The organism is Mesorhizobium sp. P2_D6 (assembly GCF_056404315.1).
Genome location: NZ_JBFUEG010000005.1, coordinates 291,270 through 305,060 on the forward strand (window position 1 = coordinate 291,270; position 13,791 = coordinate 305,060).

Consider the following 13,791-nt stretch of genomic DNA (forward strand, 5'->3'; position numbering starts at 1 on the left):
GCGCAGTATGGCGCTACCGTCAGCACGACATGGTGGGCATGGCCCGCCTGCCTCTGATAGCCGTCCGGGCGGTTGCGGTGGTGATGCTGCCGGCCACCGGCTGACTTAGGCGATCACACCATTAAGGGCACGCAGGCGACTCAGTTACGCTTCTCAAGCGGCGGACCTTACCCGCCTTTGGCCGGCGCCTGCCCACCCAACCCCCTATCGCCACTACCGAGCTACCCGTCTCCTGCATGAGGTGCTCTTGAACGCCGTGCGGGCTATCACTGGAAAGGAAGTGCAGTTGCTCCAGTGGAACGGGGACAGGGCCGGCGCAGCCGCCAAGCTAGGGGTCGAAAGGTGTCCCGTCGCCTTTTCGAATGAACGAAGGGCGGCCGGACAAAACCGGCGATAAGGGATGTTAATCGTCGGTCCAAGCGTTCTACCTCCGCAACGAAACCGCATCATGTCTCCTCGCGGAAATCCTGTAACGAGGCGTGCCGCAAGTCCTCCGCGCCGCGAGTATGCTTCACGGTCGCGACGAGGCCCAACTTGACGTCGGCCGCTCCCCAGGCCGTTCGATGTCAATACCCTGTTCCTGGCCGCTCCCGATTATCCCAAAGGCCCGGGTGAGCATTTTCTCCCCATGCAACCGTTGACCTACCTGATGCCGGCCTTGCTGGCATCGAGCACGCGAGCCTGCCAACTCACATTTCGGATTGGTTGTTGGTCTAGCAGGCGGCTAGGCGCGCGCCCGCCAGCGAAGCGGGTAGTGTCTCAGTTTGAAATTTGCCCCATGGTCATATGGGAATGTGCTATTACGATCCATCGCCGGCTCTGAGGTTTAGGCCATGATGGCCCCGAATGGTCTCGCTGAGAGGTAGATCAATGACAAAAGTGCGTGGCGTTTCGTTTGTGGTCCTTGCCGCACTTTCCGCAATGTTGGGGTTAGCCGGCAACGTGGATGCCGAGGATGCACCTCTGACAATCGTCACCCTCGGCGACAGCTACATCAACAGCTATGGACTAGCTCCGGCTGACGCATTCGCGGCCACGCTCAAGTCGGCGCTGAACGCTGCCGGGCACCCAGTGACAATTGTCGAGGTGGGGTACAGAAACGACTGCGAACGGGGTCTCGCTTGGCTGGCGGAATCCAAGGATGGCCTTGACCTGCAGGCGAACCCTGCAAACCACGTTGTCATCGTTGAATTGGGTCAGAACGATTGCGCTCAAATCGACCTGAAGGATACGCGAGCGAACCTCGACCAGTTTCTGAGTATCCTCGACCAGAAGCGCGTTCCAGTGCTTGTGGTTGGAACCGAGGCCTATGGTTATTGCGCGTCTAGGCTCGGGGCTGACTATGCCGAGCTGTTTTCAAAGATGTTCTCCGAGCTAGCGACCAAGCATGGGGACTTGCTCTACGCCGACTTCAAGGAGGGCGTGACTGGGCATCCGGAGTTGCTTGAACCGGACCACGACCACCCAAATGCAGCGGGTGATGCGATCGTCGTTAGAAACATGCTCCCTATGGTTGAGGCGCTGCTCGCCCAGGTGCAACTGCGTTGAACAGCCGCCCCGCGCAAAACTCCACGGAAATGTCGCCTAGACAAGCAGCCGGCTGATGTGCGCGACCTTTTTTCTGGCAAAGTCGCCGAACCCATGCTCGCTTAGCTGAGCCGGGACATGATCCTCGAAGGTCAGGTCTCGCCTTTGGCAGCTATCTCCCATTGTGAACCGGAACTCGCCGGATGTTGGCCCCAACCCCAACTCCCGACGAGCCCATCCCGATTTGTCACACAAATCAGGGCCGGGATTAGCCGGCAATTCCAGACTTGCACAAAAAGGTGCCAAGTCTTCCCCCGATCAAATCAGAGGCCGTTCTGCCAATCTGTTAACCAATTCACTTTGACGGCCCTCACTTGTCGACGATGTCGGACATCGAACCGCCAAATTGTCATGTCGGGCGGGAAGGCTTCACCAGATTGGCTTCAATGCCAGCGATTGTGCCCATCACAGGACGGCATGACGTTACGTCAAGAATCAGCTACCGCTGCAGCTGCGGCGAAGCTGATACCCGCTTGGCCGGCGCTGATCAGGCAACCTCCATTGCGGCGCCGGCCCCTTTACATCACCGACCAACTTAAAGATGGCATTGCGTTGCCAAGAAGCGCTTGGCTGAACTGCCGCCGGCCGAATCATTGCCCCCAGGATGTCACGCCCAGCGTCGCGTAATCGCGTTGCGCAGTGCCCTGCCGCCAACCGGCAATCAATTAGTATGCACTTAATTAGATCCGGAGAATTTTAACGAATCATTGACCGCGCTGTCCCAGAATAGGACGGCGCGGTCAATCCCAACCGGCTGCGCAGGCGGCTCCGGCAACCCAACCCCCGCCGCACTGTCGGAGCCGCTCCCACACAACCCATTAGTACCAGCAATGGTTGAATCAACGGTTACGACAGGTACTTTCCGGTGCGTTTTGCCAGTCGTTAGACTTTGATGGAAAAGAGGGAAATAGTCGTGCTGGGATCCAGCAGCCGGTGATGGCCCACGCTGGATTCGGGACGTGGGCGTTTAGTTTCCCGCGCCAGTACGGCGACAAGCACCGAGCAGTCGAGTTCCTCGTTGAATGAAACGCACGGATCCGCCTCCAGCAAAATTTGCGCCAGGCGAAGCGATTTCAATCTGGCCGTCTTGGCTACACGTTCAGCGCATTCGACCTCGATGACCGTTTTCGCGGACCGCGCACCTGGGCGATCTCCCAGCCAACACATTCCTGCAACCTCGAACTCCCGATGCTGTTCCATCCATCGATTCCATACATTCGTGAACCATGTCGCCGTTCATTTTGATGAAGCCTTGCCCACGCTTAGCAGGGATTCACATCGAATTCAGTTCGATCTGGGATCGGCCTATGGAAACGATCCTTTGAGATGCGCGACATGCCATCGGCGCGAAAAAACTAGCTCTGTGCAAAACCCCGAAGCGGTGTCCAGAGGTGCGGCGATAGGACGGCAGGGACAACATCTGGACTCCAAATGGCATGAACCGCATTGTACTCGCGGGAGAAGGCAAAATGGACAAACTGAATATAGGGGCTGATCAGCCCAAACGCTGGAGGGACCAGGCCGTGCGCGGTCGCCGGAGGCGCCTTTCGCGTAACGTCGGTGCGTGGGTGCTGATCCTGATGGCGATAATCGTCTTCTCTGGTCTGATTGCCTTCAAGGCGTACAGATAGCCAAGGCTCGCCAGCTCGCGTTCATCCCTGCCGCGCGGCGTGGCGGCAAAACCTGGAGGACCCATGCGAAAGATTCTGGCATCGACGCTGCTGTTCGCGGCCGCGCTATCTGCAAATCCTGCTGCGGCTCTGGACAGTTCCAGCCCACCCGTCGTCGTGACGCCGCTTGCCGATCGCACCCAGACGGCTTCCGGCCAGCCGATCGTTCTGCCGCAGAAAAATGTCCAGGTGCTGGTCTCGACCTACGATATTGCGGTGGGCGCCACGCTGCCGGTGCACAAGCACCCGTTTGCCCGCTATGCCTATGTCGAGGCTGGAATGCTCAAGGTGACGAATGTCGAGACCGGCAACAGCAACACCTACAAGACTGGCGATTTCATCGTCGAGATGATCGGCCAGTGGCACCAGGCGACCAATATCGGCGACGACCCGGTCAAGCTCCTGGTCATCGACCAGGTCGAGCAAGGCGCCAAGAACACGGTGCTGCGCCAATAACAGCGGCCGGGTTGCCGGCTGGCCCAAGCGGCGACTGGCTGTTCCGCTTCCCCGGCAACCGAGCCCCTGCTAGGGCTGGCCGTCTTTAAATCATAAAGGATCGCCCCTTGGCCAGAAATGCTCGCCCCCTGATCGAAATCTGCGTCGAAGGCATCGACGGATTGCTGGCGGCGCAGGCCGCCGGCGCCGACCGGGTCGAGCTCTGCGCCAGCCTGGTCGAAGGCGGCATCACGCCCAGCTTCGGCACGGTGCGCGCTGCACTCGAGAGCGCGACCATTCCCTTCCATGTCATCGTGCGCCCGCGCGGCGGCGATTTCCTCTACAGCGAGGCCGAATACCGTTCGATGCTCGCCGATGTCGCATCGCTCCGCGATCTCGGCGTCGCCGGCGTCGTCGTCGGCTGCCTCAATGCCGACGGCACCATCGATGAGGCGCGCATGGGCGCACTGGTCGAGGCGGCCGTTCCGCTCGCCGTCACCTGCCACCGCGCCTTCGATATGACCCGCGACCCCGCCGAGGCGCTGGAAACGCTGATCCGCTGCAAGGTCGGCCGCGTGCTGACCAGCGGCCAGAGCGACACCGCGGTGGAAGGCGCCGGCCTGTTGGCGGAGCTGGTCCGCCAGGCCGGCAACCGCATCATCATCCTCGGCTGCGGCGCTCTCGATCCCGGAAACATCGCTGGGGTGCTGGCAGCCACCGGGCTGACGGAAATGCATTTCGCCGCGCTCAAGGACGTGCCGAGCACAATGACCTACCGCAACCCGCAAGTCGGGATGGGCGGCACCGATCTCGACCGCGAGTACCGCACCACGGTGACCGACGCGGCGCTGGTGGCGGCGACGATTGCGGCAGTCAGGACATGACGGCCACGCCGATCAGCCGCGTCTCGCCCCAGGACGAAGCGGCGATCCTCGCGCTCAACAACGAGCATGCGGCCGAGCTGTCATGGCTCGAACCCGAACGGCTATCCTTCCTGCTTAGCGAAGCGTTTTACATCAGGCGCATCGGCTCCCTCGAAGCCTTCATCATGACCTTTGACCAGGATGCGCGCTACGATAGCCCGAATTTCCTCTGGTTCCGATCGCGCTATCCACGCTTTGTCTATGTCGACCGCGTCGTCGTTGCCGGCGAAGCGCGCGGCCGCGGCCATGCCCGCCGCCTTTATGAGGATCTGTTCGCAGAGGTTACAGGCGCCGGCCACAGCATCGTCACTTGCGAGGTCAATGCCGATCCGCCCAACCCGGCTTCCGACGCCTTCCACGCCGCGCTTGGCTTCGCCGAGGTCGGCGACGCGGTGATATATGGCGGCAAGAAGGCGGTGCGCTACTACCTCAGGCAGATCCAGAGCAATTCAGGAAAAGCGTGAGCGGTTTCCCGGGAAAGGGAATGACGTGACACTGGCGGCGCAAAGCGTCGGCAGCCGACCTCCGATCCTGATTTCCCGCCCTGACGGCGAAGTGCTTCTTGCCTGTGCCAAACGGGGTCACGAATGCCTTGCGATGTGTTCGACAAGGCGAGGTGCTTCCTCGGCAATGGCCAATATGATTCCAGATTTGCGGGTGGAGGCGAAATCCAGGCCGGCGAAGTAGAGGCCCGGCAGGACACCCACGCCATCCGTATGAACGGGCTGTCCCGCAGCGTCCAGCGCATCAGCAAGTCTCACATAGCTGAAATCGCCCTTGAAGCCTGTACACCACACCACGCTCGTGATGCCGGATCCGGAAAGATCGAGCGAACCGATGAAGGAATCCGGTCGACGCCATGCGACGGTCTCCGCGGGGTCGGGATCCGATACGGGTGCGTCTATCCGGGCCTGGCTTATGTAATCATCGATATAACGTTTGACATTGTCGGAGGCCTGGTCCCCAAAGCGGACATTTGCTTCGAGATCGTCGGCGAGCGTAAGACGGCCGCCATTCGCAGCGCCGGTCAACCGCCCGAGAAGCACAACACCTTGGGCGCTGAGCGACTGAAGGCTTATCGTGTGCTCCGACCCGAGCACACCACGCGCGGGGATGCGTCCCGCAAGCCGAATGACCTCCTCTCGCCGCACGTCGAGAAATCCGGTTTCCTCGAGCCAGAGCATGACGTCGCGTCCACGATAGCGCCGTGGGAGCCGCCCGACGCGACTGGTCGCAAGGAAGACGGTCCGCCCCGCTTGCGCCAGTTCCTCCGCGATCTGAGCACCTGATTGACCGCTTCCGACCACCAACACCGCTCCACCGGGTAGATCGGAAGCGCTGCGGTAGCCGGAGGCGTCGATCTGGTAGATGTAAGGTGGCAACCCATCTGATGAGATTGGGCGCACGGGGCAATTCAGGTTGCCGCTTGCGACAACCACGTTGCGCGCCCGAAGCATTCCGTTCGAGGTGGTCAGCCGATAGACGCCATCGTCCTGGGTGAGTTCGCTCACCGCAGTATCGGCTTGGATAGGCAGCCCATTTCTCCCGGCGAAATCCTCAAGGAGAGCGATGAACTGGTCGCGCGTGAGGACCCCATACGGATCCGGACCCTCGTAGAGGTCGCCCGGCATGACGGTCTGCACGTTAGGGCTATTCATATGAAAGGAAGCCCACCGCTGCGTGCGCCAGGTCTCTCCTATGCGACCCCGCTCCAACACGGTATGGCGCAGGCCTTTTCGTGCCAGCCAATAGCTTACACCGAGCCCCGCCCAACCGGCCCCGACAACCACAGCATCGAGAACATCGGCACTATCATTCATTGCCGGGTGATCTCATGATCGGCATCCCCCATCGCCGCGACAATTAAGCCTTGTTCATCGCCATGAGTCCAGCGTCGGCGAGCGGCTCTGGCGCCGTAAACAAGCCAGAACTAATGTAGCGGTTTCCAGCAGCCGGGAGCGAAACACCAATGCCGAGCAACGTCTTCCGCTTCGACGAAAGCTGGGACATTCCCGAGGCGACGCCGCAACAGGTCTGGGACGTGCTCTCCGATGCCGAATTGCTGCCGCTGTGGTGGGGCGACGTCTACAAGGAGGTCGTGCCGCTGGACCGCAAGGGCAAGGGCGTCGTCGGCTCGCGCGCCAAAGCCCGGGCGCGCGGCGCCCTGCCCTATGAATTGAACTTCATCATCGAGGCGGCCGACCTCGAGCCCGGCCAGCTGGTGGTGGTCAAGACATTCGGCGATTTCGATGGCCTGTGGCGGGCGGAACTGTCGCCTTCGGGAACCGGCACCCACGTCGATCTCGTCTGGCAGGTGACGGTCGAGAGGCCGATCCTCAAATTCCTGGCGCCGTTGCTCAGGCCGGCCTTTGCCTGGAACCATCGCTGGACGACGCCGCGCGGCGAAGCCGGCCTGCGCCGCTATCTCGTGGCGCAGAAGAAGGGCGAAGCAGCCCTGATGCCGCCTCCCTGAGCGCTACTGGAACAGCGCCATGGCGCTGTTGACGGTCATCCAGACCCCCCACGGCAGCGGAATGCCGACGAGCAGCCAGGCGAGCATAAGCTTGAGCGTATAAAAAGGGGCCACGAGGGCCCCTTTCCAGTCACTCATGTCAGAAAAATTCAGGCGTTGGCGGCCGCCACCGCGCGTTTTGCCATCACTGCGATCAGGCTGGCGCGGTAGTCGGCCGAGGCGTGGAGGTCGGTCATCAAATTCTTCGCCGAAACCTTGACGCCGTCGAGCGCCGATGCGGCAAAGTTCTTCGCCAGTGCCGCCTCGATCTCTTTCGAACGGAATACGCCGTCATCGCCGGCGCCGGTGACGGCAACACTGACCCCGTCCTTGCCCTTGGCCACGAACACGCCGACGATCGCATAGCGAGATGCCGGATTGCGGAATTTTTCGTAAGCCGCCTTGGCCGGCGCGGTGAAGCTTACCGCAGTGATGATCTCGCCGTCCTTCAGCGCCGTCTCGAACAGGCCGGTGAAGAATTTGGCGGCTGATATCTCGCGCTTGTTGGTGACGATGGTAGCGCCCAGCGCCAGCAGTGCCGCCGGATAGTCGGCGGCCGGATCGTTGTTGGCGACCGAGCCGCCGATCGTTCCCTTGTAACGCACGGCAGGGTCGCCGATCAGCGACGCCAAATGCGCAAATGCCGGGCAGGCCTTCCTGAGCTTCTCGTCATTGGCGACGTCGTAATGGGTGGTAGCGGCGCCGATGGTGACGGTCTTGCCCGACACTTTGACGCCTTGCAGCTCCTTGATGCGCGACAGGTCGACCAGGTCGGAGGGTGCTGCAAGCCGCGTCTTCATCGCCGGGATCAGCGTCATGCCGCCCGAAAGCAGTTTGGCGTCGCCGTTCTTGATCAGCTTGGCGGCGTCGGCGACTGAGGTGGCGCGATGGTAATTGACCGAATACATTTTCGTTCCTCCTCAGTGCTTCGTCGCCGCGCGGATGGCTGCCCAGACCGTGGACGGCGATGCCGGCATGGCGATGTCGGTGATCCCGATGGCGTCGGTGATGGCGTTGATGACCGCCGGCGGCGAGCCGATTGCGCCAGCCTCGCCGCAGCCCTTGATGCCGAGCGGATTGCTCGGGCACGGCGTGTTCGAGGTCGAGACCTTGAACGACGGCAGGTCCCCCGCGCGAGGCATCGTATAATCCATGTAGCTTGCCGTCAGCAGCTGACCGCTGGCGTCGTAATGCGCGCCTTCCAGAAGCGCCTGGCCAATACCCTGGGCAATGCCGCCATGCACCTGGCCCTCGACGATCATCGGGTTGATGATGTTGCCGAAATCGTCCGCCGCGACGAACTGGATAATCTCGGTCGTGCCGGTTTCCGGATCGATCTCGACCTCGCAGATGTAGCAGCCCGCCGGGAAGGTGAAGTTCGCCGGATCGTAGAAGGCGGTTTCCTTCAAGCCGGGCTCCATGCCTGCCGGCAGATTGTGGGCGGTGTAGGCGGCGAGCGCCACCTGGAACCAGGGCAGGCTCTTGTCGGTGCCGGCAACCTTGACCTCGCCATTCTCGATGACAATGTCGCCCTCATCGGCCTCGAGCAGGTGGGCTGCGATCTTCTTGGCCTTGGCTTCGACCTTGTCGAGCGCCTTTGATATGGCCGACATGCCGACGGCGCCCGAGCGCGAGCCGTAGGTGCCCATGCCCATCTGCACCTTGTCGGTGTCGCCATGGACGATCGAGACCGAGTCGATCGGCACGCCGAAGCGCTGGTTGACCAGTTGCGCGAAGGTCGTCTCATGGCCCTGGCCGTGGCTGTGCGAGCCGGTCAACACTTCGATCGTGCCGACGGCGTTGACCCGCACCTCGGCCGATTCCCACAGACCGACGCCGGCGCCGAGCGAGCCGACCGCCGCGGACGGCGCGATGCCGCAGGCCTCGATGTAGCAGCTCATGCCGATGCCGCGCAGCTTGCCTTGCTTGGCGGCGGCCGCCTTGCGCTTGGCAAAGCCGGCATAGTCGGACGCCTTTGTCGCCGCATCGAGCGAAGCGCCGTAGTCGCCGGCGTCGTAATTCATGATCACCGGCGTCTGATGCGGGAAGGAGGTGATGAAGTTGGTGCGCCGCAGTTCGGCCGGCGACACCCCGAGTTCGCGCGCCGCCGTCTCCATGGTGCGTTCCAGCAGATAGGTGGCCTCCGGCCGCCCTGCTCCGCGATAGGCATCGACGGGTGCGGTGTTTGTGTAGACGGTGCGCACATTGGCGTGGATGGCCGGGATGTTGTACTGGCCCGACAGCAGCGTCGCGTAGAGATAGGTCGGCACGCAGGACGAGAACAGCGACATGTAGGCGCCGAGATTGGCGATGGTGTCGACCTTGAAGCCGGTGATCCGGTTGTTCTTGTCGAACGCCATTTCGACCGTCGAGACATGGTCGCGGCCATGCGCGTCGGTGAGGAAGCTTTCGGTGCGGTCGGCGACCCATTTGACCGGCACACCGGTTTTCTTCGACGCCCACAGGCAGACGATCTCTTCGGGATAGATATAGATCTTCGAGCCGAAGCCGCCGCCGACATCGGGCGCAATTACGCGCAGCTTGTTCTCCGGCGCGACATTGTAGAAGGCGCTCATCACCAGCCGCGCGACATGCGGGTTCTGCGAGGTCGTCCAGCAGGTGTAATGGTCCTCGGCCTTGTCGTAATGGCCAAGGGCGGCACGCGGCTCCATGGCGTTGGGAACCAGCCGGTTGTTGACGATCTTCATGCGGGTGACATGGGCCGCGGCCTTGATCGCCGCGTCGGTCGCCTTGGCGTCGCCGATCTCCCAGTCGAAGATCAGGTTGTCCTCGGCCTCGGCATGGACCTGCGGCGCACCTTTTTGCAGCGCCTTGGTGGCATCGACCACCGCCTTCAATTCCTTGTAGGTGATCTCGACGGCTTCTGCCGCGTCGCGTGCCTGGCCCTTGGTTTCGGCCACCACGATGACGATGGCGTCTCCAACATAGCGCACCTTGTCGACGGCGAGCGGCGACCAGGCGCCCATCTTCATCGGCGAGCCATCCTTGGAATGGATCATCCAGCCGCAGATGAGGTTGCCGATGCCGTCGGCCTTGAGTTCCTTGCCGGTCAAGACGCCGATGACGCCGGGCATGCCTTGAGCCTTTTTGACGTCGATCTTCTTGATCTGCGCATGGGCGTGCGGGCTGCGCACGAAGGCGGCATGCTTCATGCCGGGCACCACCATGTCGTCGACATAACGGCCGGCGCCGGTGATGAACCTTTTGTCTTCCTTGCGCGCGACCCGAGCGCCAATACCTTCAATACCCATAAGAAAATTCCTCCGGAATTCAAGGGAATAGGCAGTAGGGAGTTAGGCGGTAGGGGGAGATCTCGCGGTTCAGTATGGCCGTTTTGCCCTGCTCCCTACTGCCTGCTCCCTAAGCTGCCTGTTTCGCCCTGCCCTTCGACGCCTTCGCCATCGTTTTCGATGCGGCGAGGATCGCCTTGACGATGTTGTGGTAGCCGGTGCAGCGGCAGATGTTGCCTTCGAGCTCGGTGCGAACCGTCGCCTCGTCGAGGCCTTCGGGATGGCGCGCGATCATGTCAGTCGCCGTCATGATCATGCCTGGCGTGCAGAAGCCGCATTGCAGCCCATGATGTTCCTTGAACGCGGCCTGCACCGGATGCAGGTCGGCGCCGTTGGCCAGCCCCTCGATCGTCACCACGGTCGACCCGGAGGCCTGCACGGCCAGCATCGAACAGGACTTCACCGCTTTGCCGTCGACATGCACGACGCAGGCGCCGCATTGCGAGGTGTCACAGCCGACATGCGTTCCGGTGAGACCAAGATTTTCGCGCAGGAAATGAACCAGAAGTGTTCGGTCCTCGGCAGCGCCGCTGACCCGTTTTCCGTTCACGACAAACGAAACGTCCGACATGCATCCTCCCTGGGTATAACCTCGGTAATCATGCTGCCGATGCGGCTTTGGCGCTCGGCCAGGCGCTATTCGTACACCGCACAACGCGCAAAAAACACACGGTGCTCATTGTACTTTCGGTCATGGAGAAACGAAAATCATGGGCTCGCCCGCCCCATTGCCAAAGTGCGGATTGAAGGCAACAATGTCACCGACGCTGGCGCCAAAAGACATAAAAACAGGCGCACACAAAAACGCGTCGGAGGAAATGCGGAGAAAGCTGCTGGCCAGTTCACGGACGAGCTATGCATCCGGTCTGTCGGCGCTCACCACAGACGAGCCTGACATGGATGCATTCGCCCGGGCGGTCGCCACCGAGGCCGCTGCCATCAACGCAGGCTTTGCGCTGCTGTTCTTCTCGCAGAGCCTGGTCGACGCCACCGCCCTGTCGCAAGCGCTGAAGACCCATGCGCCGACGCTGGCCTATGCCGCCTGCTCGACTGCCGGCGAGATCACCCCGCAGGGGCTGGAGGAAGGCCATGTGCTGGCTCTTCTGCTTCCTTCGGCCTCATTCTGCGCGGTCAGCGCCATGGTCGACAATCTCTCCTCGTCGGGCATGGACAGGATCACCGGTGAAGTCGAGGCCTTGCGGCGCCTGCTGCGCGGGCGCATCGGCAGTTGCCATTCCAACAGCACCTTTGCGCTCTGCTTCATCGACGGCCTGTCCTTTGCCGAGGAAGCGGTGACCTCGGCCATCCATTGGGGGCTGGACGACATCCCGCTGATCGGCGGTTCGGCGGGCGACGATTTGAAATTCGAAACCACCAGGCTGATCTCGAACGGCAAGGTGGCCTCCGACAGCGCCATCATCGTGCTGATATCAACCGAAATTCCCTTCCATGTCTTCAAGACCGACAATTTCGTCCCCACAGACGAGAAGCTGGTGGTGACGGCATCCGATCCCGACCACCGCACCGTGCGCGAATTCAACGCCACCAATGCGGCCGAGGAATATGCCGCCTCGGTCGGCATCGTCGCGGAGACCCTTACGCCGATGAGCTTCGCCTCGCATCCGGTGGTGGTGAAGGTGGGTGGCGAATATTACTGCCGCTCGATCCAGAAGATGCATCCCGACGGCTCGCTGTCGTTCTTCTGCGCGATCGACGACGGCGTCGTGCTGTCCATCGCCCAGCCCAAGGACATGGTGGAATCGACGCGTGCCGCACTGCGCGACGTCGAGGAGCGGCTGGGTGGCATCGACATGATCCTCGGTTTCGATTGCGTGCTGCGCCGGCTCGATGCGCGCAACCGCCAGGTTTTCCGCGACATTTCGGAGCTTTACCGGGTCAACAACGTCATCGGCTTCGGCACCTATGGCGAGCAGTATCGCTCGATGCATCTTAACCAGACTTTCACCGGCATCGCTTTCGGCGAACGCCAGGCGGCGGAATAGGCCCATGCCGCTCAGGGACATCGACGACGTCGACAGGCTGAAGAAGATCAACGCCGCTCTGGTCAGCCGCGTCGAGCGCTCGATGGACCAGCAAGGCAACGCCTTCTCGCTGTTCCAGACCGCGATTTCGCTGGAGAACCGGGTGCGCATCCGCACCGAGGAACTGCACTCGACCTTGCGCCGGCTGGAGCAGTCGAACATCGACCTCAGCGCCGCCAAGGAAAACGCCGAACTGGCGAACCTGTCCAAGACGCGGTTCCTGGCTGCCGCCAGCCATGACGTGCTGCAGCCGCTGAACGCCGCCCACCTCTCCGTCTCGGCACTGGCCGAAGTGCAAACCAGCGACGAGGGCAAGAAACTCGTCCGTCAGGTCGAGCGCTCGCTGGAGACCATGGAAGACCTGTTGCGCACGCTGCTCGACATTTCCAAGCTCGATGCCGGCGTGGTCCAGCCCGACATTGGCGACGTCAATTTGGAGACGCTGTTTTCCTCGCTACGCTCGGATTTCCAGCCGGTTGCCAAGCTGAAGGGGCTGACACTGAAATTCCGCCCGGTCAGCGCCGTGGTGCGTTCGGACCGCACGCTGTTGCGCCGCATCCTGCAGAACATCCTGTCCAATGCGCTGCGCTATACCCGTTCGGGCGGCGTGCTGGTCGGCACAAGGCATCGCGGCGACACCATCCGCATCGACGTCGCCGACACCGGCTGCGGCATTCCCGACGACCAGCGCGAGGCGGTGTTCGAGGAGTTCCATCGCGGCTCCGCCATTCCGGCCGATGCCGGAATCTCCGGCGGCGGGCTGGGGCTTGGCCTAGCCATCGTGCGGCGCATGGCCGCCGCGCTCGGCCATCCCGTGACGTTCTCCTCGAAGGTCGGACGCGGCACGATCTTCCACATCGATGTTCCGGTCGGCATAGGCGCCAGCGCCGACGCCATCGCCAGCCTTGCCGAGATGGAGCGTCCGCGCGGCTACGGCCTGTTCGGCACCAAGGTGCTGCTGGTCGAAAACGACGCCGATGTGCTGCAGGCGATGACTTTCCTGCTCGAGCGCTGGCAATGCCTGGTGCGCGCCGCCACCTCGACCGAGGACGCACTCGGCCTGCTCGGCGACACCGACTGGGTGCCCGACATCGTCATTGCCGACCAGCATCTCGACGACGGCGACCTCGGCACCGCAACAATAGCCGAAGTGCGCGACTATATCGGCCGCGCCGTGCCGGCACTGATCGTCACCGCCGACGCCTCCGAAGCCGTCGCCAAAGCCGCCCGCGCCGCCGGCATCGAACTGATGCGCAAGCCGCTGAAACCAGCGCAGCTAAGGGCGCTGCTGGCGCATTTGTTGGCTTAAAA

The 13,791-nt window shown here is 62.3% G+C and carries 14 protein-coding genes; 8 read left to right on the forward strand and 6 right to left on the reverse strand.

Features of this window, described 5'->3' with window-relative positions:
* Window positions 1-870: 870 nt before the first annotated feature.
* Window positions 871-1,548, forward strand: a complete 678-nt coding sequence (locus AC1D1L_RS13485; RefSeq protein WP_477341914.1) for a GDSL-type esterase/lipase family protein — start codon at window positions 871-873, stop codon at window positions 1,546-1,548.
* Window positions 1,549-2,469: 921 nt separating this feature from the next.
* On the opposite strand, the gene AC1D1L_RS13490 is transcribed toward AC1D1L_RS13485, so the two are convergent.
* Window positions 2,470-2,787 carry a hypothetical protein gene (locus AC1D1L_RS13490; protein WP_477341916.1) on the reverse strand — a complete coding sequence of 106 codons (318 nt, stop codon included), beginning with the start codon at window positions 2,785-2,787 and terminating at the stop codon, window positions 2,470-2,472.
* Between the two features lie 269 nt (window positions 2,788-3,056).
* Here AC1D1L_RS13490 and AC1D1L_RS13495 point away from each other — a divergent pair, with 269 nt between their 5' ends.
* The 4 genes from AC1D1L_RS13495 to AC1D1L_RS13510 all read left to right on the forward strand — a co-directional run bounded on the left by AC1D1L_RS13495 (window position 3,057) and on the right by AC1D1L_RS13510 (window position 5,079).
* Entirely contained in the window at window positions 3,057-3,218 is a 162-nt protein-coding gene (locus AC1D1L_RS13495; RefSeq protein ID WP_477341918.1) for a hypothetical protein, read from the forward strand.
* A gap of 63 nt (window positions 3,219-3,281) precedes the next feature.
* Window positions 3,282-3,713, forward strand: coding sequence for a cupin domain-containing protein (locus AC1D1L_RS13500; RefSeq protein WP_477341920.1), 432 nt, complete (start codon window positions 3,282-3,284; stop codon window positions 3,711-3,713).
* Window positions 3,714-3,820: 107 nt separating this feature from the next.
* Window positions 3,821-4,576, forward strand: coding sequence for a copper homeostasis protein CutC (locus AC1D1L_RS13505; protein WP_477341922.1), 756 nt, complete (start codon window positions 3,821-3,823; stop codon window positions 4,574-4,576).
* A complete protein-coding gene (locus tag AC1D1L_RS13510; protein ID WP_477341924.1) occupies window positions 4,573-5,079 on the forward strand; it encodes a GNAT family N-acetyltransferase in 507 nt (168 codons plus the stop codon). Before AC1D1L_RS13505 ends, AC1D1L_RS13510 begins: the two co-directional genes overlap by 4 nt.
* 117 nt (window positions 5,080-5,196) lie before the next feature.
* Here AC1D1L_RS13510 and AC1D1L_RS13515 read toward each other — a convergent pair whose 3' ends face one another.
* Window positions 5,197-6,435, reverse strand: a complete 1,239-nt coding sequence (locus AC1D1L_RS13515; RefSeq protein ID WP_477341926.1) for a flavin-containing monooxygenase — start codon at window positions 6,433-6,435, stop codon at window positions 5,197-5,199.
* A 149-nt stretch (window positions 6,436-6,584) separates the two neighbouring features.
* Here AC1D1L_RS13515 and AC1D1L_RS13520 point away from each other — a divergent pair, with 149 nt between their 5' ends.
* Window positions 6,585-7,088, forward strand: coding sequence for an SRPBCC family protein (locus AC1D1L_RS13520; RefSeq protein ID WP_477341928.1), 504 nt, complete (start codon window positions 6,585-6,587; stop codon window positions 7,086-7,088).
* A gap of 3 nt (window positions 7,089-7,091) precedes the next feature.
* On the opposite strand, the gene AC1D1L_RS13525 is transcribed toward AC1D1L_RS13520, so the two are convergent.
* From AC1D1L_RS13525 to AC1D1L_RS13540, 4 genes are all read right to left on the reverse strand, one after another.
* Complete coding sequence (locus AC1D1L_RS13525) at window positions 7,092-7,202, reverse strand: MFS transporter small subunit (RefSeq protein WP_477341930.1); 111 nt, start codon at window positions 7,200-7,202, stop codon at window positions 7,092-7,094.
* A gap of 35 nt (window positions 7,203-7,237) precedes the next feature.
* Window positions 7,238-8,035, reverse strand: coding sequence for an FAD binding domain-containing protein (locus tag AC1D1L_RS13530; protein ID WP_477341932.1), 798 nt, complete (start codon window positions 8,033-8,035; stop codon window positions 7,238-7,240).
* Between the two features lie 12 nt (window positions 8,036-8,047).
* Window positions 8,048-10,399, reverse strand: coding sequence for a xanthine dehydrogenase family protein molybdopterin-binding subunit (locus AC1D1L_RS13535; RefSeq protein ID WP_477341934.1), 2,352 nt, complete (start codon window positions 10,397-10,399; stop codon window positions 8,048-8,050).
* Window positions 10,400-10,508: 109 nt separating this feature from the next.
* Window positions 10,509-11,009, reverse strand: coding sequence for a (2Fe-2S)-binding protein (locus AC1D1L_RS13540; protein WP_112565388.1), 501 nt, complete (start codon window positions 11,007-11,009; stop codon window positions 10,509-10,511).
* Between the two features lie 247 nt (window positions 11,010-11,256).
* Here AC1D1L_RS13540 and AC1D1L_RS13545 point away from each other — a divergent pair, with 247 nt between their 5' ends.
* On the forward strand, window positions 11,257-12,441 hold the full coding sequence (locus AC1D1L_RS13545; RefSeq protein ID WP_477341936.1) for an FIST N-terminal domain-containing protein: 1,185 nt from the start codon (window positions 11,257-11,259) through the stop codon (window positions 12,439-12,441).
* 4 nt (window positions 12,442-12,445) lie between these two features.
* Window positions 12,446-13,789: an ATP-binding response regulator gene (locus AC1D1L_RS13550; protein WP_477341938.1), complete on the forward strand. Its 1,344-nt coding sequence runs from the start codon at window positions 12,446-12,448 to the stop codon at window positions 13,787-13,789.
* Window positions 13,790-13,791: the final 2 nt, after the last annotated feature.